The 19917-nt window shown below is 67.6% G+C and carries 16 protein-coding genes and 2 pseudogenes; 11 read left to right on the forward strand and 7 right to left on the reverse strand.

Annotated features, from left to right (window positions below; translation table 11 throughout):
• The first annotated feature begins 148 nt into the window (after positions 1 to 148).
• The 7 genes and pseudogenes from cutA (at position 149) to accC (ending at position 8642) form a co-directional block, all read left to right on the forward strand.
• Positions 149 to 472: a divalent-cation tolerance protein CutA gene (gene cutA, locus FHY18_RS12670; protein ID WP_259155714.1), complete on the forward strand. Its 324-nt coding sequence runs from the start codon at positions 149 to 151 to the stop codon at positions 470 to 472.
• A 15-nt stretch (positions 473 to 487) separates the two neighbouring features.
• Positions 488 to 2803 (forward strand): protein-disulfide reductase DsbD, encoded by a 2316-nt coding sequence (locus FHY18_RS12675; protein WP_259155715.1) that lies wholly within the window; start codon positions 488 to 490, stop codon positions 2801 to 2803.
• A 449-nt stretch (positions 2804 to 3252) separates the two neighbouring features.
• Positions 3253 to 5304 (forward strand): annotated as a pseudogene (locus tag FHY18_RS12680) (prolyl oligopeptidase family serine peptidase); the annotation flags it as partial.
• Between the two features lie 499 nt (positions 5305 to 5803).
• Positions 5804 to 6250: a type II 3-dehydroquinate dehydratase gene (gene aroQ / locus FHY18_RS12685; RefSeq protein ID WP_046964208.1), complete on the forward strand. Its 447-nt coding sequence runs from the start codon at positions 5804 to 5806 to the stop codon at positions 6248 to 6250.
• Between the two features lie 97 nt (positions 6251 to 6347).
• A complete protein-coding gene (gene accB / locus FHY18_RS12690) occupies positions 6348 to 6830 on the forward strand; it encodes an acetyl-CoA carboxylase biotin carboxyl carrier protein (RefSeq protein WP_259155718.1) in 483 nt (160 codons plus the stop codon).
• Positions 6831 to 6850: 20 nt separating this feature from the next.
• Positions 6851 to 7285, forward strand: a complete 435-nt coding sequence (locus FHY18_RS12695) for a four helix bundle protein (RefSeq protein ID WP_259155720.1) — start codon at positions 6851 to 6853, stop codon at positions 7283 to 7285.
• Positions 7275 to 8642: an acetyl-CoA carboxylase biotin carboxylase subunit gene (gene accC, locus FHY18_RS12700; protein ID WP_046964211.1), complete on the forward strand. Its 1368-nt coding sequence runs from the start codon at positions 7275 to 7277 to the stop codon at positions 8640 to 8642. Before FHY18_RS12695 ends, accC begins: the two co-directional genes overlap by 11 nt.
• A 529-nt stretch (positions 8643 to 9171) precedes the next feature.
• On the opposite strand, the gene FHY18_RS12705 is transcribed toward accC, so the two are convergent.
• The 3 genes from FHY18_RS12705 to FHY18_RS12715 form a co-directional block, all read right to left on the reverse strand.
• Entirely contained in the window at positions 9172 to 9537 is a 366-nt protein-coding gene (locus FHY18_RS12705) for a hypothetical protein (RefSeq protein WP_259155723.1), read from the reverse strand.
• Positions 9534 to 10457 carry a hypothetical protein gene (locus FHY18_RS12710; protein WP_259155725.1) on the reverse strand — a complete coding sequence of 308 codons (924 nt, stop codon included), beginning with the start codon at positions 10455 to 10457 and terminating at the stop codon, positions 9534 to 9536. Before FHY18_RS12710 ends, FHY18_RS12705 begins: the two co-directional genes overlap by 4 nt.
• Before the next feature lie 279 nt (positions 10458 to 10736).
• On the reverse strand, positions 10737 to 10991 hold the full coding sequence (locus FHY18_RS12715; protein ID WP_259155726.1) for a hypothetical protein: 255 nt from the start codon (positions 10989 to 10991) through the stop codon (positions 10737 to 10739).
• A gap of 449 nt (positions 10992 to 11440) precedes the next feature.
• Between FHY18_RS12715 and prmA the strand changes: the two genes are divergently transcribed.
• Positions 11441 to 12361 carry a 50S ribosomal protein L11 methyltransferase gene (prmA, locus tag FHY18_RS12720; protein WP_259155727.1) on the forward strand — a complete coding sequence of 307 codons (921 nt, stop codon included), beginning with the start codon at positions 11441 to 11443 and terminating at the stop codon, positions 12359 to 12361.
• 12 nt (positions 12362 to 12373) lie between these two features.
• Here the strand turns inward: prmA and FHY18_RS12725 are convergent, their stop codons facing one another.
• Positions 12374 to 12871, reverse strand: coding sequence for a hypothetical protein (locus FHY18_RS12725; protein ID WP_259155728.1), 498 nt, complete (start codon positions 12869 to 12871; stop codon positions 12374 to 12376).
• A gap of 145 nt (positions 12872 to 13016) precedes the next feature.
• Between FHY18_RS12725 and FHY18_RS12730 the strand changes: the two genes are divergently transcribed.
• From FHY18_RS12730 to fis, 3 genes are all read left to right on the forward strand, one after another.
• Positions 13017 to 13394, forward strand: coding sequence for a helix-turn-helix domain-containing protein (locus FHY18_RS12730; RefSeq protein WP_046964217.1), 378 nt, complete (start codon positions 13017 to 13019; stop codon positions 13392 to 13394).
• A gap of 323 nt (positions 13395 to 13717) precedes the next feature.
• The gene (locus FHY18_RS12735; RefSeq protein ID WP_259155733.1) at positions 13718 to 14785 is read left to right on the forward strand and encodes a DUF3426 domain-containing protein; all 1068 of its coding nucleotides are present in this window, start codon (positions 13718 to 13720) and stop codon (positions 14783 to 14785) included.
• Between the two features lie 115 nt (positions 14786 to 14900).
• Positions 14901 to 15173, forward strand: coding sequence for a DNA-binding transcriptional regulator Fis (gene fis / locus FHY18_RS12740; protein ID WP_002804983.1), 273 nt, complete (start codon positions 14901 to 14903; stop codon positions 15171 to 15173).
• Positions 15174 to 15494: 321 nt separating this feature from the next.
• On the opposite strand, the gene FHY18_RS12745 is transcribed toward fis, so the two are convergent.
• The 3 genes and pseudogenes from FHY18_RS12745 to FHY18_RS22075 all read right to left on the reverse strand — a co-directional run.
• Positions 15495 to 17531, reverse strand: coding sequence for a hypothetical protein (locus FHY18_RS12745; RefSeq protein ID WP_259155980.1), 2037 nt, complete (start codon positions 17529 to 17531; stop codon positions 15495 to 15497).
• Positions 17532 to 17535: 4 nt separating this feature from the next.
• Entirely contained in the window at positions 17536 to 18252 is a 717-nt protein-coding gene (locus tag FHY18_RS22070; protein WP_259155981.1) for a hypothetical protein, read from the reverse strand.
• 569 nt (positions 18253 to 18821) lie between these two features.
• A pseudogene (locus tag FHY18_RS22075) lies at positions 18822 to 19691 on the reverse strand (Ice nucleation protein); the annotation flags it as partial.
• Positions 19692 to 19917 lie beyond the last annotated feature (226 nt).

Below are 19917 nucleotides of genomic sequence, written 5' to 3' on the forward strand. Positions count from 1 at the left end.
TAGAAGCCCGGCACGCCTGTTCGGCTCACAAAGACGTGGGCAGCGCTACGCACGGCCCGCCGGCGGCGCCAATCCCGCGAAGTTGACGCCCTGTTCCGGAATGCGCAGTCGCTCCCCCCGCAGACAGGGGATTACACTGCCAGACCGAATGAATGCCTCTTCCCTCCATTTGTTGTTCAGCACCTGCCCGGATGCGGACAGCGCCGACCGTATCGCGCACGCCTTGCTCGACGAACGCCTGGCCGCCTGCGTCACCCAGTTGCCGGGCGCGCAATCGCTATACCGCTGGAACGGGGCGATCGAGCGCAGTACCGAAGTGCAGCTGCTGATCAAGACCTGGGAGGATCGCCTGCCGGACGCCATCGCGCGGCTGCGGGCACTGCATCCCTATGAACTGCCGGAGGCGGTCGCGGTCCAAGCCAGCGCCGGGCTGCCGGCGTATCTCGATTGGGTCCGGGCCGATACCCGCTAAGGAATCCTGACGTCCATGAAGTTTCTGTCCCGCTGGATCGCCCGCTGCGCACGGTTGTCCGCCCCTGTCATCGCCGCCTCGCTCGCACTGGCGGCGCCCGCCGCGCAGGCGGTCAGCGAGGCCGACCTGCTGCCGGTGGACCAGGCCTTCGCGCTCAGCGCCCAGGCCGACAGCCGCGACAGCATCGGCCTGAGCTGGAAAATCGCGCCGGGCTATTACCTGTATCGGCACCGCATCAGCGTCAAATCCGGACAAGGCTTTGCTGCCGGCGAACTGGCGCTGCCGGAAGGCCAGAGCAAGCACGACGAGTTCTTCGGCCAGGTGCAGACCTACCGCAAACAACTGCAGACCACCCTGGCCGGCAGGGCCGATCCGGCACTGAAAACCGCGGTGCTGCAGGTGCAATACCAGGGCTGCGCCGATGCCGGGGTGTGCTACCCGCCGCAGCGCCGCGAGATCCGGGTGAGCCTGCCCGGCGCACCGACGGCCACCACCGCCACGCCACGCGAAAACCTGGGCGCCCTGGTGCCGCGCGCCGCGCCTGGCCCGCGCCTGTTCGGGGCGCCCGGCCAGGGGGCCGGCGTGGATGCGCTACCGCTGCCGGCCGAGCAGGCCTTCACCTTCGAGGCCATCGTGGGCGATGGCAACAGCCTGCTGCTGCGCTTCACCCCGGCACCGGGCTACTACCTCTACCGCGACCGCACCTCGCTGGCGGTGGAAGGCAGCGGCGGCGTGCGCACCGGGCTGCCGCGCTGGCCGCAGGGCAAGACCCATCGCGACGAACATTTCGGCGATGTGGTGGTGTATTTCGACCAGGCCGAAGTCACCCTGCCGCTGCTGCGCGAGCATCCCGACCCGGCGCGGGTGACCCTGGTGGCCACCTTCCAGGGCTGCCAGACCGACGGCATCTGCTACCCGCCGATGACCCGCCGCGTGGCGCTGGACCTGCCCACCGGCACGGTGTCGCCACAGAACCAGGCACAAGCCGCCCCATTGATGATCTCGCCGCTGGCCGCCGGGCAGGCGCCTCCCGAGCCCGCCCCGGCAACGGCGCCGGACGCCAAGACGCAACCCGCGCCGACAGCGGCGGCCGACAACCCGCAGCGCACCCAGCCGCCACACACCGACAAGGGCCTGCTGGCGATGCTGGCGCTGGCCCTGCTCGGCGGGCTGGTGTTGAACCTGATGCCGTGCGTGCTGCCGATCCTGTCGCTGAAGGTGCTGGGCCTGGCCCATAGCGGCGAGAGCCGCAGCCACGCGCGCAGCCATGCCATCTGGTATTCGCTGGGCGTGCTGGTGTCCTTCGCCGCCATCGGCGGGCTGGTGATCGCCCTGCGTGCGGCCGGCCAGGCGGCCGGCTGGGGCTTCCAGCTGCAGCAGCCGTGGTTTGTGGCGGCACTGGCCTATCTGATGTTCGCGGTGGGCCTGAGCCTGTCGGGCGTGTTCACGCTGGGCAGCAACCTGGGTGGCATCGGCCAGTCGCTGGCCGCGCGCAACGGGCCGCTGGGCGACTTTTTCACCGGCGTGCTGGCCTGTGTGGTCGCCAGCCCCTGCATCGCCCCGTTCATGGGCACCGCCCTGGCCTATGCGTTCACCGCACCTGCGCTGCTGGCGATGCTGGTGTTCCTGGCACTGGGCCTGGGCCTGGCGCTGCCCTTCCTGCTGATCGGCTTCATCCCGTCGCTGGCGCGGCGCCTGCCCACGCCCGGCGCCTGGATGGAAACGCTCAAGCAGGTGCTGGCGTTCCCGATGTATCTCACCGCGATCTGGCTGCTGTGGGTGCTGGGCAAGCAGCGCGGCGTGGATGCGCTGGCCCTGATGCTGGTCGGCGCCACCCTGCTGGCGCTGGGCCTGTGGTGTTTCGAGCGCAGCCGCTGGACCAGCAACCGCGCCGGCCTGCGCCTGGCCGCAGCGATGCTGGTGCTGGCCATCGTGCCGGTGGTGGGCGTCACCCGCCTGCGCCTGCCGGCCGCCACCGCCGCCAGCGAAGGTGTGGTCGCGTTCTCGCCGCAGCTGCTGGACCGCCTGCGCGCCGACAACCGCGTGGTGTTCGTCAACATGACCGCCGACTGGTGCGTGACCTGCAAGGCCAACGAAAAGAACGTGCTGGGCAGCGCCGACTTCCGCGACGCGCTGCGCCGTGTCGATGCGGTCTACATGAAGGGCGACTGGACCAATGTCGACCCGGCCATCAGCACCTTCCTCGACCAGCACCAGGCGGTCGGCGTGCCGCTGTACGTGGTCTATGGCCCCGGCGCCCCGCCGGCGATCCTGCCCACGGTGCTGACCAGCGCGATCACCGAGGATGCATTGCTGCGCGCGGCGCGGTGAGCGGCCTCTTCGACGCCCCGATGCATGCGTCTGGCGAGCGCTGCACAAGCGTGCAGATTGTGTCCGCAAGGTGATCTGAAAAACTTGCGCGCCTTGCTGTCGCCGGCAGCCTGCCCCGCTCACCGGCGCACGGCCGACGCCGCAAGATGCCGACGACCATCATCCGTCGCGATCGAGCCCGGAAAAGATTAACTCGGCCGCATCCGGTTATTTTTATTTTTGTATAAAGTCGCGGCGGCGCGAACGGATGTTTCTCGGCGCGCATTTCTCAACATTACTCACTGCGCGGTCGCAGCGCGAGATTCGACTTTATGCTGTCGCCCCCTTTCGGCGATGGCAACATAATGGCCCCCACGTCCACCTTTTTCGGCGCAGCCTTGTTTCTTGCCGGCATTGCAGGTGCCGATGCAGCACCTGCGACACCCGGCATTGCGGCTACTCCACCCGCTGCGGCCAGCGCAGACCCGTATCTGTGGCTGGAAGATGTCACCGGCACAAGAGCGCTCGACTGGGTAAAGCAACAAGATGCACGTACCGAGAAACAACTGGCCGACACCGCCGAATTCAAGCAGCTGGAAACACGGATTCGTGAAGTCATGGACTCGGATGCGAAGATTCCCGACGTGCAGAAGATCGGTGACAGCTACTACAACTTCTGGCAGGACAGAGAGCACAAGCGCGGCATATGGCGACGGACTTCGCCGGCCGAATATCGCAAGCCCGCACCCAAGTGGGAAACCGTGCTGGATCTGGACGCCCTCAACCAGAGCGAGGGCAAGGATTGGGCATGGCAGCACGAGGACATCGACTGTCTGCGTCCGGCCTATCGCCGCTGCCTGATCACGCTGTCGCGCGGCGGTGCCGATGCCGACGTCACCCGCGAGTTCGACCTGGTCGACAAGCACTGGGTGCAGGACGGCTTCGTCCGGCCCGAAGCCAAGGGCGAGCTCTCCTGGATCGACCAGGACACCGTCTATGTCAGTACCGATTTCGGTGCTGGCACCACGACCGATTCGGGCTACGCGCGCGTGGTCAAACAATGGAAACGCGGCACCGCCCTGGACACCGCCACGACCGTCTACGAGGGCAGCCCGCAGGATATGCGCGTGAGGGCCTTCCATGACGACACCCCGGGCTTCGAGCGGGACATCGTGATTCGCGAGCTGGGCATCCGCAACAAGCGCTGGTATCTGCGCGACAGTAGCGGACACCTGGCCCAGATCGAGGTGCCGGACTCGGCGACCAAGCAGTTGCATCGCCAATGGCTGACGCTGGAGCTGCGCGAGCCGTGGAGCGTCGGCGGCAAGACCTATGCAGCCGGCACGCTGCTGGCCACCCGTTTCGACGATTTCATGGCGGGCAAGCGCGCCTTCGAGGTGGTCTTCCAGCCCACCGACACCGCCTCGCTCAGCAGTGCCGTCTGGACCCGCTCGCACCTGGTGCTCAACATCCTGGATGACGTCAAAACGCGGCTGAGCGTGCTGACGCCCGGTGCGCAGAGCTGGAAGCGCAGCGCGTTCGTCGGTGCACCCAGTTTCGGCGCCGCAGAGATCAAGGCGTTGGACGACCTCGACAGCGATGCGGTGTGGCTCACCGTCGCCGACGACCTCACTCCGCCCACGCTGTCGCTGGCGCAGATCGGCAAGCAACCGCAGCGCCTGAAAGCGTTGCCGGCGTTCTTCGATGCCAGCCGGTTCCTCATCGAGCAACACTTCGTGACCAGCAAGGACGGCACCCGCGTCCCGTATTTCCTGGTCCGTCCGAAGGCGCTGGCATTCGATGGCAGCGCACCGACCCAACTCTATGGCTATGGCGGTTTCGAGATCCCGATGCTGCCGTACTACTCCGGCGTCATGGGACGAGCGTGGCTGGAGAAGGGCGGGGTCTTCGCGCTGTCCAACATGCGTGGCGGCGGCGAGTACGGCCCGCGCTGGCACCAGGCCGCACTCAAGCAGAACCGGCACAAGGCCTACGAGGACATGGCCGCCATCGCGCAGGACCTGATCGCACGCAAGGTCACCTCGGCCAGGCATCTGGCCGTGCGCGGCGGCAGCAACGGCGGATTGATGGCCGGCAACATGCTGACCCAGTATCCGCAGCTGTTCGGGGCGGTAGTGATCGAAGCGCCGCTGCTGGACATGCGCCGCTATAACCACCTGCTAGCCGGCGCGTCATGGATGGACGAGTACGGCAACCCGGACACTGCGGACTGGTCGTTCATCCAGACCTTTTCCCCATATCACCTGTTCGATCCGAACAAGACCTATCCGCCCACGATCTTCCTGACCTCCACCCGCGACGATCGCGTCCACCCCGGGCACGCACGCAAGATGGCCGCCAAGATGCTGGATGCAGGCAAGGACGCGGTGTTCTACGAAAGCATGGAGGGCGGCCACGCCAACCCTGGCGACAATGCCCAGGCTGCGCACCGTGCTGCGCTGATGTACACCTTCCTGTGGCGACACCTCGGAGGCGACACCGCGGCAACCGAGGGCAGGTAGGCCATCGGCGGCGGGGCGCATCGCTGCACCGACGCTTGTCTGCGCGGGCATCCGGGGCGGCAACGGCGCCCATCGTGCGCGGTGGGTGCGCGCGGCCAGCGTGGGTGCCGCTCACTGCGGCAGGCCGCTCCGGCGGCGCAACCTGACCGATGGCGCCTCGCCCCCGCTGGCGGGAACGGCCGAACTTGCTGCCACGGGCACAGAACCACGACGCGCGGCAGTGGAAGATGCGCAGACCGGTCCCTGCGCCGCGCGGCACCACCACCGATGCCGGTGCCGGGGGCCACTGGCGGGGCTGGTGGGCAGCGGCCGTGACGATGCGGCCTGGCACTGCAGGCTGCCGCAACAGGGCCGCCTGGGTAGATGCCCTCCGCACCTGACTGCGCCGACAATCGCCGCAAGAATTCAAACGATTGTTTAAAACAGCTATAACTTCTGCTATCTGGACAGCATCGCCCACATCGCGCAGACTTCCGGCCTTTCCGCTCCGCTGGATCCCATGGCCCACCTGCTGCTGTTGCACGGCCCCAACCTCAACCTGCTCGGCACCCGCGAGCCGGAGGTCTACGGGCGCACCACGCTGGCGCAGATCGATGCTGCCCTGGTGGACCGCGCGCAGGCAGCCGGGCACACGCTCAGCAGCCTGCAGTCCAATGCCGAGCACGTGCTGGTGGAGCGCATCCACGCCGCCCGCGAGGACGGCACCGCCTACATCCTGATCAACCCGGCGGCCTTCACCCATACCTCGGTGGCGCTGCGCGACGCGCTGCTGGGCGTGGGCCTGCCGTTCGTGGAGATCCACCTGTCCAACCCGCATGCGCGCGAGCCGTTCCGCCATCACAGCTATCTCAGCGACAAGGCCGACGGGGTGATCTGCGGCTTCGGCGCAGACAGCTACCGGCTGGCGCTGGAAGCGGCGATCGCGCGCCTGGAGCGCGACGCATGACAGGTGCCCTCCCCCCATCGGCCACCGCGCCGAGGGTCTGACCCCATTCCGTCGGCATCCGCCGGCACTCTCCACCGATTCACCACAAGAGGCCCTTATGGATCTCCGCAAAATCAAGAAGCTGATCGACCTGCTCGAAGAATCCAATCTCGCCGAAATCGAGATCAAGGAAGGCGAAGAAAGCGTGCGCCTGGCGCGCGTTCCCAAGGGCACCCAGGTGATGAGCGCGCCGGTGCAGCAGTACGCACCGGCCCCCGCCGCCGCGCCGCAAGCGGCCTCCATGCCGATGCAGTCGCCCACCGAGGCTTCCACCGGGGGCGCCAAGCAGGCCGCTGCGTTGCCGGAAGGCCATGTGTTGCGCGCGCCGATGGTCGGCACGTTCTACACCTCGCCCTCCCCCGACAAGCCGGCATTCGTCGCCGTGGGCCAGGCGGTCAAGGCCGGCGACACCCTGGCGATCATCGAGGCGATGAAGATGTTCAACCCGATCGAAGCCGACGTTTCCGGCACCATCGTGGCCATCCTCGGCGAAACCGGCCAGCCGGTGGAATTCGATCAGCCGTTGTTTGTGATTGGCTGAAGCGCCGGGATTCGGGAGTCGTGATTCGGGATTCGCAAGAGCGACCGCATGAGCGCCTGACGGTGTGGCGCGATGCGATGTCGCTTGTCGAAGCGATCTACCGCCTGAGCCACGATTTTCCCGATTCCGAACGTTTTGGACTGACAGCACAGATGCGGCGCGCGGCGATCAGCATTCCGTCCAACATTGCCGAAGGTGCTGCACGGCGCTCCACCGCCGAATACCTGCGTTATCTCTCGATGGCACGGGGCTCGCTGGCGGAGCTGGACACGCAACTGCAGATTGCAACACGCCTGCAGTTCGCATCGCCCGGTGCGGCAACTGTCGATCTGCTGAATCGCACGTTTGCCAGGCTCAATGCGTTGATCCGCACGCTGGAACAAGCGCGACATTTGCGCGAACCCAGCGCCCTGTACGACTCCCCAATCCCGAATCCCGAATCCCATGCTCGATAAAGTCGTCATCGCCAACCGAGGCGAAATCGCGCTGCGCATCCTGCGCGCGTGCCATACGCTCGGCATCCGCACGGTCGCGGTGCATTCCACGGTCGACCGCAACCTCAAGCACGTGGCCATGGCCGACGAGTCGGTCTGTATCGGCCCGGCCGCCTCCAGCGACAGCTACCTCAATATCCCGGCGTTGATCGCCGCGGCCGAGGTGACCGATGCGCAGGCCATCCATCCCGGCTACGGTTTTCTCTCGGAAAACGCCGACTTCGCCGAGCGGGTGGAAGAATCCGGCTTCATCTTCATCGGCCCCAAGGCCGACACCATCCGCCTGATGGGCGACAAGGTCGAGGCGATCCGCGCGATGAAGGCCGCCGGCGTGCCGTGCGTGCCCGGCTCGGGCGGCCCGCTGGGCGATGACATCGTCGCCAACACCAAGGTGGCGCGCGAGATCGGCTACCCGGTGATCATCAAGGCCGCCGGCGGCGGCGGCGGGCGCGGCATGCGCGTGGTGCATTCGGAAGCGGCGTTGAAGGCTGCGATCGAAACCACCAAGTCCGAAGCCAAGGCCGCTTTCAGCAACGATCAGGTCTACATGGAGAAGTTCCTGGAAAATCCGCGCCACGTGGAAATCCAGGTGCTGGCCGACGGCCAGGGCGGTGCGATCCATCTGGGCGAACGCGATTGCTCGATGCAGCGCCGCCACCAGAAAGTGGTGGAAGAAGCGCCGGCCCCGGGCATCACCGAGGAGCTGCGCAACGAGATCGGCAAGGTCTGCGTGGATGCCTGCATCCGCATCGGCTACCGCGGCGCCGGCACCTTCGAGTTCCTGTTCGAAGGCGGGCGCTTTTACTTCATCGAAATGAACACCCGTATCCAGGTGGAACACCCGGTCACCGAACGCATCACCGGCATCGACCTGGTGTGCGAACAGTTGCGCATCGCCGCCGGCCACAAGCTCAGCATCAAGCAGAGCGACATCGTGCTGCGCGGGCATGCGATCGAGTGCCGCATCAATGCCGAAGACCCGGAAACCTTCATGCCCAACCCGGGCCTGATCACCGCCTTCCATCCGCCGGGCGGCCCGGGCGTGCGGGTGGATACGCACATCTATGCCGGCTACAAGGTGCCGCCGAACTACGACTCGATGATCGGCAAGCTGATCGTGCACGGCCCCGACCGCGAGACCGCGATCGCGCGCATGCGTGTGGCGCTGAGCGAGATGGTGGTGGACGGCATCAAGACCAATATCCCGCTGCAGCAGCGCATCATGCGCGACAAGGGCTTCCAGGCCGGTGGGCAGAACATCCATTACCTGGAAAAGCGCCTGGCCGAGCGCAAGAACAAGTCGATCGCGCTGACCTGATCGCACTGGTCATTGCACCACGCAACAAGCCCGGGAAACCGGGCTTGTTGCGTTGTTTCCCGGTGCATCGCGACGACACCCCCGCACCGGCGCCCATGCGGCCAGCCGACCGATGCGTAGGAGCGCACCCGGCCGCGACCGCGCCTTATCGGTGGAACCCCACCGCGCCCAGGTGCGCTCCTACGCGAGCCGGGGGCCTACGGAATTAGGAGTGATCGCACTGGCCATTGCACCATGCGACAAGCACGGGACACCGGGCTTGTCGCATGGCTTGCCGGTGCATCGCCTCGGCAGTGCGCCGCGCAGGCCAGGCACGCGGCTGGATCACAGCCGGCACCAGCAAACTATGCGGCCAGCCGCCCGATGCGTAGGAGCGCACCCGGGCGCGACCGCGCTTTGTCGGTAGAACCCCGTCGCGCCCAGGTGCGCTCCTACCGGAGCCGGGTGCTACCGGATCCGCTGCGCAGATCGTCAGTCGTGCGCGCGGATGCGCAGCACACTCGCATCAGGGCGCGATGCGCTGCATCGCTCAACGCCGCGGCGCAGGCACCTGCTGGCTGCCCGGCACCGGCACGATGCCGCTAGACGAGGCCGGGTCGACCACCATCATGGTTTCGGTGGAGCCGTCCGGCCAGACCACCTGAAACATCGAGCCGGCCGACAAGGTGGAAAACGGCATCGCGCTGCTGGCGCGGTACACCGCGGCCACCTCGCTGGCGCCATGCCGTCGCTGCTGCTCGTCGGCACCGACCGTGGTCGATCTGATCGACAGCGGCTGGTAACGGTGATCGGCGGTATCGATCATCACGATGCCCACCGCCGCGGCCGAATACGCCACGAACAACGCCACCCAGAACCAGAACTTGGCGCCATGCGCCAACCGACGGTAATTCATGACTGCGCTCCCGGATCGGACACCAACCTATCGACCATCTCATCCACGCTGTCTGCTCCCTGCCGCGGCACCGCGGCGTCGAATACGAACGACACAAAATCCTGCGCGCCCTCGCGCGAGCAGATGCCCGCGTTGGCGCAATAACTGGTGACCAGCGTGCTGTCGGCGCTGCAGTCCAGGCCCAGGCGGCACGCCGCCACCTGCCAGGCGAGTTCGGCGAACTGATCGCCGGCCACATACCCGTCCAGACTGTCATCGCCGCTGGCGCGCGCGCCCATCGCCGGCGCCAGGGCCAGGTAAGCCTCCGGGTCGCGCGAAGCCAGCACACGGCGCACCAGCGCGCGCTTGTAAGTGGGCGTTGCCTGCAGCGGTTCGCCCAGGGCCAGCAACGCGGCCTCGGCAGCCAGGCTGCCGCCGCGCGCGGCGCTTAGCCGTTGTTGCGCGACCAGGCGCGGGCCCAGCCCATCGCTGGGGGCAAAGCCGGCGCAGCGCTGCGCCACCCGATCGCGTGCAGCGTGCATCGCCGCCACGCCCGGGGTCTGGTGCGTGGCGATCCACGCGCTGTCGGCGGCATAGCCGGCCGGGCTGGACGCATACGGCGCGCAGTAATCATAGACCCGGCTCAGGCGCCAGCCGGCCTGCGCATCGCCGGCACGTACCTGCTGCTGCAGTTGCTGCGCATAGCGATACAGATCCCGCTGTACATCCACCGCATCGCGATAGCTCAGTTGCAGCGCGTTGCCGCGTTCGGAAGATGGGGGCCGCGCCGGTGGTGCCGCAGGCTGGTGCACGGCGCCGGTGCTGGCGGGCACGGCAGTGGCGCGCGCTGCCGGCTGCGCACGCAGGTGCCACCACGCTGCCGTCGCGAGCGCGACGGGAGCGAGCAACAGCCAGAGATGGCGGGCACGGACAAGCGGCATCACAGCGGCAACCCAGCTGCGGAAGACGCCCGCAGCAACGGCGCGGAGTCTAGCACCCGGCCGTACACGCGGCGGCCGGCAAGCGAGCGCCGCCGCTACGCGCAGCGCGCGTGGGCGATGCCTGCAGTGCCGGCGCAGATCGGGCAATAGGCGACCGCGCGATCAGCAGACAGGCGCGGCCTTTGCCGGGAGTGGGCATGTAGCGCGCGAATGCCGCTGGCCAGTGCAGTGCCATCGATCATTGTCGATACGGCGTTCGCCCCCGCCTGGCAATCGCTGCTACGTCTTTTCAGCGCTGATGTGCGCAGCGTCCTTCGCCTGGGCGCTGCGTGTGCCTGATCGCATCGCATCGCGGGTGTGGGTGTGGGTGTGGGTGTGGGTGTGGGTGTGGGTGTGGGTGTGGGTGTGGGTGCGGGTGCGGGTGCGGGTGCGGGTGCGGGTGCGGGTGCGGGTGCGGGTGCGGGTGCGGGTGCGGGTGCGGGTGCGGGTGCGGGTGCGGGTGAAGCGTAGCCAGTGCATGTGGGGACGTCGCACTGCCGGCAAGCTCGCGGATGTCTGCCTGGCAGAAGCAATACACGGCAGTCTGCGCATGAGCACTCTTATCGCAATGCGCCTATCGCTTGTGCGATAGGCGCCCGGTCGCATCGCACTCTGGCTCCTGTATCCGGCGTAGGCCTTGCATGTGGAGACAGCGCGATGCCGGAACGCTTGCGGAGCTCTGCCTGACAGACAGAATGGGTGTGCGTCGACGCGCGAGCGCTCCAGTGCGAGGCACCTGTTGCGTGCGTGCCTCGTGTGTCCGGCGGCTTCGCGCTCCGCGTCTGGATGCAACGCGCGTCTGTCTCGTAGACGCGTCTGGCGCATCGGCGCGCGATCCCGTCCCGGCATCTTCCACCACGCCATGCACCCGGCAGGGCGCAATGCCTCAGCCCGCCGCCGCGAATGGTCTACGATGCACGCCTTGATGATTGCCGACTGCCACGATGCCGTTTCTTGAACTGACCCTGCCCTGCTCCGATACCACCCAGCCCCGCTTCCAGAACGCGCTGGAGGACGTCGGCGCGCTGGCGGTGACCCTGCTCGATGCCGATGCCGATACCAGCAACGAGCGCGCCATTCTGGAGCCTGGCGTGGGCGAAATGCCGTTATGGAATTCGCTGGTGCTGACTGCGCTGTTCGATGGCGAGAGCGACGCGCTGGCAGTGCTTGCGGCGCTGGAAGCGTTCGACCCGGAGCTGGACTGGAGCCAGGTGGCACTGCGCATGGTCGAGGACAGCAACTGGGAACGCGCCTGGATGGATCTGTTCAAGCCGATGCAGTTCGGCGCGCGCACCTTCATCGTGCCGTGGAATCACGACCTGCCCGAAGCGGCCGACACGCCGCAGGCCGCCGTGGTGCGGCTGGATCCGGGCCTGGCGTTCGGGTCGGGGACGCACCAGACCACCGCGCTGTGCCTGCGCTGGCTGGACAGCCTGGCCGGCAGCGGCGAGCTGCAGGGCCGCAGCGTGCTCGACTTCGGCTGCGGCTCGGGCATTCTGGCCGTCGCCGCGCTGAAGCTGGGCGCCGCCAGCGCCGTGGGGGTGGACAACGACCCGCAGGCGCTGCTGGCGACGGCCGACAATGCCGAGCGCAACGCCGTGGCCGCGCAGCTGGCGGTGTATCTGCCGCAGGACGAGCCGGTGCAGACTTATCCGGTGGTGGTCGCCAACATCCTGGCCTCGGCACTGGATGCGTTGGCCGACACCCTGGCCGCACGCGTGGCGCCGGGCGGCCGCATTGCCCTGTCGGGCATCCTGCACGGCCAGGAGGACGAGTTGCTGCAACGCTACGCGCCCTGGTTCGACCAGCTGCGTTGCGAGCGCGACGAAGACTGGATGCGCATCGACGGCGTCCGCCGCAGCTGATCGCCGGCTCGCTCACCGCTGCGGGCGGCTGGCGCGGATCTGCGCGGTGGTCACCGCATCGGCCACGCTGATCGCACGCAGGCGGGTCACCGCCTGCCAGCCGGCACGCTGTAACGCCACACTGCGCCAGCGCCCGGCCTGCCGGGCCGCACCCACACGCAAGCCCAGCTCGGCCAGCAACAGCGCCACCCAGGCGCCCGCCGACCACGCCTGCACGCCGGCCAGCGCCACGCCTGCAGCCAGAACTGCAAGCGTCGCCCCGATCCCCAGCAAGGGCCAATGCCGATAGCGCAGCGCCCAGCCGCGCGGCGCCAGCGCGGCTGACCAATGCATGCCCTCGGCAATGGCATCCCACTCCTGATTGCGTCGCCAGACCTGGTAGCAGGGCGCTCCACGAAAGTGCGCGACCGCCGGATCCAGCGGCGAATCGGCCGGCCACGGTGCGTTCGGCGGCGGTGTCTGGCCAGGCCGCTGGCCGGGGTTTGGAGTGACAGGCTCGACCATGAACATCCTCCTTGAGTTCGCTGTGATCACATCCTCGACGCCATTGCGACAGTATCGCAAACATATGTCGATATGAAAGTTATACGAACTATCCCAAAGCGCCGCTAGGGCTATATCTCCCGGCCCTGTCCGCCTCCCGATCCGGTGCCGTGTGAGCAAGCTGTACGAACGAGTACGCGAAGCCCGCAGCTTCACCAAGCTGACCCAGGAAGCCCTGGCCGGCGAGCTGGGCGTCACCCGCAGCGCAGTGGCGCAGTGGGAAATGGCCGAGGGCACCGCGCCGTCGGTGGAGAACCTGATCGGTCTGGCCAAGCGCAGCGGCATGGCGTTCGAATACCTGGCCACTGGCCGCGGCGACCGCGTGTTCGGCCCGCCGGTGTCGACCATTGCCGAGGAACCGGCCCAGTACCGTCGCCTGGACGATCAGCAACGCGTGCTGCTGGCCCGCTTCGACACCCTGGCGCCACGTCAGCGCAGCGGGCTGCTGGATCTGCTGCTGGCCGAGGGCAAGACGCGGCGCAGGCGGTGAGTTCGGGATTCGGGATTCGGGATTCGGGATTCGGGATTCGGGATTCGGGATTCGGGAGTCGGGAGTCGGGAGTCGGGATTCGGGATTCGGGGGTCGGGAGTCGAAGCCACGTGTTTGCTGCGGCGTCGTGTGAGCTGCGGCGGTGTTGGCGGTTGTCGTGGGCAAACCGCGACTTTCCGTGCACCTGCTCCTGTGTTGGCGTCGCCGTATCGCCGCCAGGGCGCTGGGCCGGCGTGCGCGGGTGGAGCACGTCGCTGTCCCACGACGTTCGCCCATCGCCGTAGCCGTGGTTGAATAGCGGTCTTCCCGCTGCACGCCTGCCGATGTCAGAGACTCCGCCACCGCGCCGCCCCCTGGCCACCTTTCTGCGCGCAACGCCGCCGCCTGCACCGACGTTGATTCAACCGCCCGTGGTGCCGGCCACTGCGCCAGCGGAGCAGGTGGTGCCGATGCCCGCGGCCGGGCTGCCCGCTGCTCCCGTATCGCAACCGGTGCCTGCGCCCGAGGTCGCTGCAGCAGACGTGCCGGTCGTGCGTGCGCCGCTTACCGCGCCGGCACAGACCCCGTCGCCCGCTGATGCAGACGGCAGCGCCCATCCAGACCAAGCCGGGCTGCAGGAAACCACCGCGCGTGGACGCGTGGCGCCGCAGCTGGCGCTCGAGCAGGACGCGGCAGGCGAGGCACCAGACGACACCATGACCAGCACCGCGCCCCATGCCGCGCCCGACGCCGCAGACCGGCAGGAGAGCGAGGCTGTCGATGCGGGCAACCTCGACGCGTCCAGCGTCGCGCTCGCAGCCGACGCGCAGCACGACCACGTCGTCGGGCAGGCGCGCGCCCACGCAACGCCAGTGCATCCCTTGCCCACGCCTGCCGTGGCAGCGCCCACCTTCGCGCGCCGAGGGCTCGGCCGCCCACGACTGCGTGCCAGCGGGCGGCAGTGGGCGCTGCTGCTCGGCCTGGCCGGGTTGCTGGGCCTGCAGATCGTCATCGCCGACCGTGCGCATCTGGCCGGCGACGCGCGCTGGCGGCCGCTGGTGGCCAGCGCCTGCGCGGTGGTGCGCTGTACGCTGCCGGCGTGGCGCGAGCCGGCCACGCTGACCCTGCTCAATCGCGACGTGCGCCCGCTGCCCGGCGTGTCCGGCGTGCTGGAGATCCAGGCCAGCTTCCGCAACGATGCGCGCTGGGCGCAGGCCTGGCCCTGGTTGCAGCTGTCGCTGTCCGATGCCGATGGACGGGTGATCGGCACCCGGGTGCTGTCGCCGCAGGAATATCTGGGTAAGGCGCCGGCCGAGCACGACACGCTGGCGCCGGGTCAGGCCGTGCAGGTGGCGTTTCGCGTCCGCGAACCGGCCGCCAGCACCGCCGCCTTCAGTTTCGACTTCCGCTAAGCGGACACAACCTCGCCCGCTCGCTACATGGGCGTGGCGAGCGATGAGGTCACGCGCTAGACTCACTCCCCCTCGCCGGCCACGCGCCCCGGCCTCGTGACACTGGGAACTTCCTTTGAACGCAGCCCCCTCTCGTCCTGACACCAGTCGTGGCGCCCCGAAGTCGCCGCTGCGCGAACACGTGGCGCAGTCCGTTCGCCGTTACCTGCGCGATCTGGACGGCAGCGACGCGGACGATGTCTACGAGATCGTGCTGCGCGAAATGGAGATCCCGTTGTTCGTCGAAGTGCTCAATCACTGCGAAGGCAACCAGAGCCGCGCTGCGGCGATGCTCGGCATTCACCGCGCCACCTTGCGCAAGAAATTGAAAGAGTACGGGCTGACGTAAGACGGGATTCGGGAATCGGGATTGGGGAATCGTTGGAGCGTGGGTGTGCTGCGGGCTGGTAGTGCGCTGGGCTGGCACGCTTGGTGAGGTGACGCGGCCGTTAGTCGATGCTTGCAGCGCATTGTGGAATGTTCTGCGTGTTGATGCCCGGTAGGGCTGCCTGATGCGCCCCCCGCTGCCACGCCTCTGGGCAGAACCTGCTTAGTCCCCAGCGTGGCCCGCATCGCGGGCCGACCTCATCTGATCGGGCCAACCGCCGCCTAGCCGGCGGTTGGCCGTAGCCTCGATCGGCAATGCCGACCGCCTGGGCGAGTTAATTGCTCAGTTCGGCAATTGCGTTATCGCTGCATGATCCGCTGCGAAGGCCGGGTCGCTGCCATGGTCCAGCACGATGGTGTCGAACGGGTCGTCGAATTTTTCCACCACGTTCCTGTCGTCGTCGACCTGATAGGCGGTGTCGGCCTCGACGCCCTCCTCGCCGGTCTTGGCGATGATGTTGGTATAGCGCTTGCCGTCCCAGCAGCGGAAGATCAGCACCGAGTCTTCGCCACCGGTGAGGGTGGATCCCAGGCTGCCGATCAACCGGCTGTTGGCGCCCGCGGTCAGGATGCTGTTCTTGCCGGCGGTCAACTTGCTGCGGTCGCCCGCCATCAGCGTGCAGTCGTCGCCGGCGGTGAGTTTGCTACGGTCGCCGGCCGTGAGGAAGCTGTTGCGACCTGCCAGCAACTTGCTGCGATCGCCAGCGGTCTGGGTGCTGTCGGCGCCGGCGATCAGCTTGCTGCGGTCGCCCGCTGTCTGGATGCTGCCCATGCCGGCGATCAACGTGCTGCGCGAACCGGCCGTCTGCGAACTGAGCTTGCCGGCAATCAGCATGCTGCGATGGCCGGCGATCTGGGTACTTTCGTGTCCGGCGATCAACGAGCTTCCATAGCTGGCGATCTGGTTGCTGCCGTAGCCGGCGGTCAGATAGCTGCGCACGCCGCTGGTCAGGGTGCTGCCATACCCGGCGATCAGCGAGCTGTCCTGCCCGGCGGTCTCGGTGCTGCCGTAGCCGGCGGTCAACGAGCTATTGTCCTGCGCGGTCAGGGTGCTGCCATAACCTGCCGTCAGCGTACTGTCGCCACCGGCAGTCTGGCTGCTGCCGTAGCCGGCGATCAGCGTGCTGGAAAATCCGGCGATTTCGGTGCTGCCGTAGCCGGCGGTGAGCGAGCTGTTTTCCAGTGCGGTCAGCGTACTGCCGTAGCCGGCGGTCAGGGTGCTTTCGTAACCGGCGGTCTGGGTACTGCCATAGCCGGCGATCAGGGTGCTTTCGTAACCGGCGGTGGAATTGCTGCCGTAGCCGGCGGTCAGAATGCTGCCGTGTCCTGCGGTTTGGGTGCTGCCGTAGCCGGTGGTGAGCCAACTGATTTCCTGCGCCGTCTGGGTGCTGCCATAACCGGCGGTCAGGGTGCTTTCGTAGCCGGCGGTCTGCGTGCTGCCATAGCCGGCAATCAACGAACTCTGGAAGCTGGCGGTGGAGGTACTGCCGTAGCCGGTGATCAGCCAGCTGCTGCTTTGCGCGGTCTGGGTACTGCCGTAACCGGCCGTCAGGAAGCTGTCGTAACCGGCCGTCTGAGTGCTGCCATAACCGGCGATCAGCGAGCTGTCCGGGCCGGCCATGGAGGAACTGCCGTAGCCTGCGATCAGCGAGCTTCCCTCTTGCGCGGTCTGGGTGCTGCCATAGCCGGTGGTGAGAATGCTCTTGTAGCCAGCCGTCTGCGTACTGCCGTAACCGGCGATCAGCGAGCTGTCGTGCCCGGCGGTGGAGGTGCTGCCGTAGCCGGTGGTGAGCGTGCTGCGTTCCTGTGCGGTCTGTGTGCTGCCGTAGCCGGCGGTCAGGATGCTCTTGAAGCCGGCCGTCTGCGTACTGCCATAGCCGGCGATCAGCGAGCTGTCCGAGCCGGCCGTTGAGGAACTGCCGTAGCCGGCCGTGAGCAGGCTGCCCTCTTGCGCGGTCTGGGTACTGCCGTAGCCGGTGGTGAGGATGCTCTTGAAGCCGGCCGTCTGCGTGCTGCCGTAGCCGGCGATCAGCGAACTGTCCGAGCCGGCGGTGGAGGTACTGCCGTAGCCGGCGGTGAGATCGCTGCCTTTGCGCGCCGTCTGCGTGCTGCCGTAACCCGCCGTGAGCGAACTGTCGCCGCCGGAGGTCTGGGTGCTGCCGTAGCCGGCGATCAACGTGCTCTCGGCACCCGCCGTCGACGTGCTGCCATAGCCGGTAGTGAGATCGCTGCCCTTGCGCGCCGTCTGCGTGCTGCCATAGCCCGCCGTCAGCGAACTGTCGCCGCCGGAGGTCTGGGTGCTGCCGTAGCCGGCGATCAACGTGCTATCGGCACCCGCCGTCGAGGTGCTGCCGTAGCCGGTGGTCAGATCGCTGCCCTTGCGCGCGGTCTGCGTGCTGCCATAACCGGCCGTGAGCGAACTCTCTCCACCGGACGTCTGCGTGCTGCCATAGCCGGCGATCAGCGTGCTGTCGGCGCCGGCCGTAGAGGTGCTGCCATAGCCGGTGGTGAGATCGCTGCCTTTGCGTGCGGTCTGCGTACTGCCGTACCCGGCGGTCAGCGAGCTGTCGCCACCGGAGGTCTGCGTGCTGCCATAGCCAGCGATCAAGGTGCTGTCGGCACCGGCGGTGGAGGTACTGCCGTAGCCGGTGGTCAGATCGCTGCCGCTGCGCGCGGTCTGGGTGCTGCCGTAGCCGGCCGTCAACGAACTGGCGTTGCCCGAGGTCTGCGTGCTGCCGTAGCCGGCGATCAGCGTGCTCTCGCCACCGGCGGTCGAGGTGCTGCCGTAGCCGGTGGTCAGGTCGCTGCCGCTGCGTGCGGTCTGCGTGCTGCCATAACCGGCGGTCAGCGAGCTGTCGCCACCGGAGGTCTGCGTACTGCCGTAACCGGCGATCAGGGTGCTGTCGGCACCGGCGGTGGAGGTACTGCCGTAGCCGGTGGTCAGATCGCTGCCGCTGCGTGCAGTCTGCGTGCTGCCATAGCCGGCAGTGAGCGAACTGGCGTTGCCCGACGTCTGCGTACTGCCGTAGCCGGCGATCAATGAACTCTCCGCGCCTGCGGTTGCGGTGCTGCCATAACCAGCGGTCAGATCGCTGCCCTTGCGCGCGGTTTGGGTGCTGCCATAGCCGGCCGTGAGCGAACTGTCGCCTCCGGAGGTCTGCGTGCTGCCATAGCCGGCGATCAAGGTGCTGTCGGCACCGGCGGTGGAGGTACTGCCGTAGCCGGCGGTCAAATCGCTACCGGTGCGCGCGGTTTGCGTGCTGCCATAACCGGCGGTGAGCGAGCTGGCATTGCCCGATGTCTGCGTGCTGCCATAGCCGGCGATCAACGAGCTGTCGGCGCCGGCGGTTCCCGTGCTGCCATAACCGGCGGTCAGGTCACTGCCGTCCTGCGCGGTTTGCGTGCTGCCATAGCCGGCAGTGAGCGAGCTTTCGCCACCGGACGTTTGCGTGCTGCCATAGCCGGCGATCAGCGAGCTGTCCGTGCCCGCGGTGCCGGTGCTGCCGTAACCGGCGGTGAGGGCGCTACCGCCTTGCGCCGTCTGGGTACTGCCGTAACCGGCGGTCAGCGAACTGTCGCCGCCGGACGTCTGGGTGCTGCCATACCCGGCGATCAGCGAGCTGTCAGCCCCGGCGGTTTCGGTACTGCCATAGCCGGCGGTCAGATCGCTGCCGCTGCGCGCGGTCTGCGTGCTGCCGTAACCGGCCGTCAGCGTGCTTCCGCCGCCGGCGGTCTGCGAGCTGCCATAACCGGCCACGATGGTGCTGTCCGATCCGGCCACCCCGGTGCTGCCATAGCCGGCGATCAACTCGCTGCGGTTACCCGCCGTCTCGGTGCTTCCATAGCCTGCAATCAGCTGACTTTGATCGGCACCGGTGAGCGTGCTGCCATAGGTGGCGATCTCTCGCGTGCGCAGCGTGTCGTCTGGATGCGGCGGCATCTGCGCACCGCCGGCGGCGACCAACGGCGGCACGGGTGCGCCGGAATGGCCGCCCTGCTCCACTGCCGGCGCAATGAACTGCGCCTGCGCTGCCTTGGGAATGAATTCCGCGGCAATCATCGTCTCTGCAGGCAGCTCGGGCTGGGGCGGGGCATGCTGCGCGATGCCGGCGGCGATGCACTGCAAGGCGCCGGCACGGCCGCCGGCGTAGACCACCTCGGCCCTGGGGAACTTGATCATTCCCTCTTCGCCCAGCCAGATGATGTCGGCGGTATCCACAATGCAGACGACCCAATGCGCGTCGGCATGCATGTTCAGATGCGCATTGGTGCCCTGTCCCCACAACAGGCCGGTCAAGCCGTTTTCCTGTTTGATGCTGGGTTGCCAATGCCGGCATTCGACGATGCCTGCCTGTGGCCAGATCAGTCCGCAATGATCGGACATGTTGTTCGTGCAGGTGCGTAATGCCAGGACTTTTTCACGATTCATAAGGGTGATCTCATCTGGATATTCCAAACAGCTGCGCAAACCGGCGTGCATGTCCTGGCCGATGGAAAGGGTGCGAGGTCATCCAGCCGTCATGGCGAGACTGATCCACCCGTTGGCAAGGGCAGCGCCGGTAATGCAATGGAGTCATCGACGAACGCATTGAGGCGCACGCGCACTGCGGTGTCTTGCTTGAATCGCAGGGTCATGGACGGCCGTGACTGCAAGACGCAGCTGGCATGGATGGCAAGGCTGGCTCCTGCGCGGCAGCCGTTGCAGC

It is taken from the genome of Xanthomonas sp. 3793, assembly GCF_024806835.1.
In the GTDB taxonomy this organism is placed as follows: domain Bacteria; phylum Pseudomonadota; class Gammaproteobacteria; order Xanthomonadales; family Xanthomonadaceae; genus Xanthomonas; species Xanthomonas arboricola_F.

Bases quoted from the DNA above. Each gene is read 5' to 3' on its own strand.
- cutA (WP_259155714.1), top strand. From the start codon at position 149: ATGAATGCCTCTTCCCTCCATTTGTTGTTCAGCACCTGCCCGGATGCG.
- FHY18_RS12675 (WP_259155715.1), top strand. From the start codon at position 488: ATGAAGTTTCTGTCCCGCTGGATCGCCCGCTGCGCACGGTTGTCCGCC.
- aroQ (WP_046964208.1), top strand. From the start codon at position 5,804: ATGGCCCACCTGCTGCTGTTGCACGGCCCCAACCTCAACCTGCTCGGC.
- accB (WP_259155718.1), top strand. From the start codon at position 6,348: ATGGATCTCCGCAAAATCAAGAAGCTGATCGACCTGCTCGAAGAATCC.
- accC (WP_046964211.1), top strand. From the start codon at position 7,275: ATGCTCGATAAAGTCGTCATCGCCAACCGAGGCGAAATCGCGCTGCGC.
- FHY18_RS12705 (WP_259155723.1), bottom strand. From the start codon at position 9,537: ATGAATTACCGTCGGTTGGCGCATGGCGCCAAGTTCTGGTTCTGGGTG.
- FHY18_RS12710 (WP_259155725.1), bottom strand. From the start codon at position 10,457: ATGCCGCTTGTCCGTGCCCGCCATCTCTGGCTGTTGCTCGCTCCCGTC.
- prmA (WP_259155727.1), top strand. From the start codon at position 11,441: ATGCCGTTTCTTGAACTGACCCTGCCCTGCTCCGATACCACCCAGCCC.
- FHY18_RS12725 (WP_259155728.1), bottom strand. From the start codon at position 12,871: ATGTTCATGGTCGAGCCTGTCACTCCAAACCCCGGCCAGCGGCCTGGC.
- FHY18_RS12735 (WP_259155733.1), top strand. From the start codon at position 13,718: ATGTCAGAGACTCCGCCACCGCGCCGCCCCCTGGCCACCTTTCTGCGC.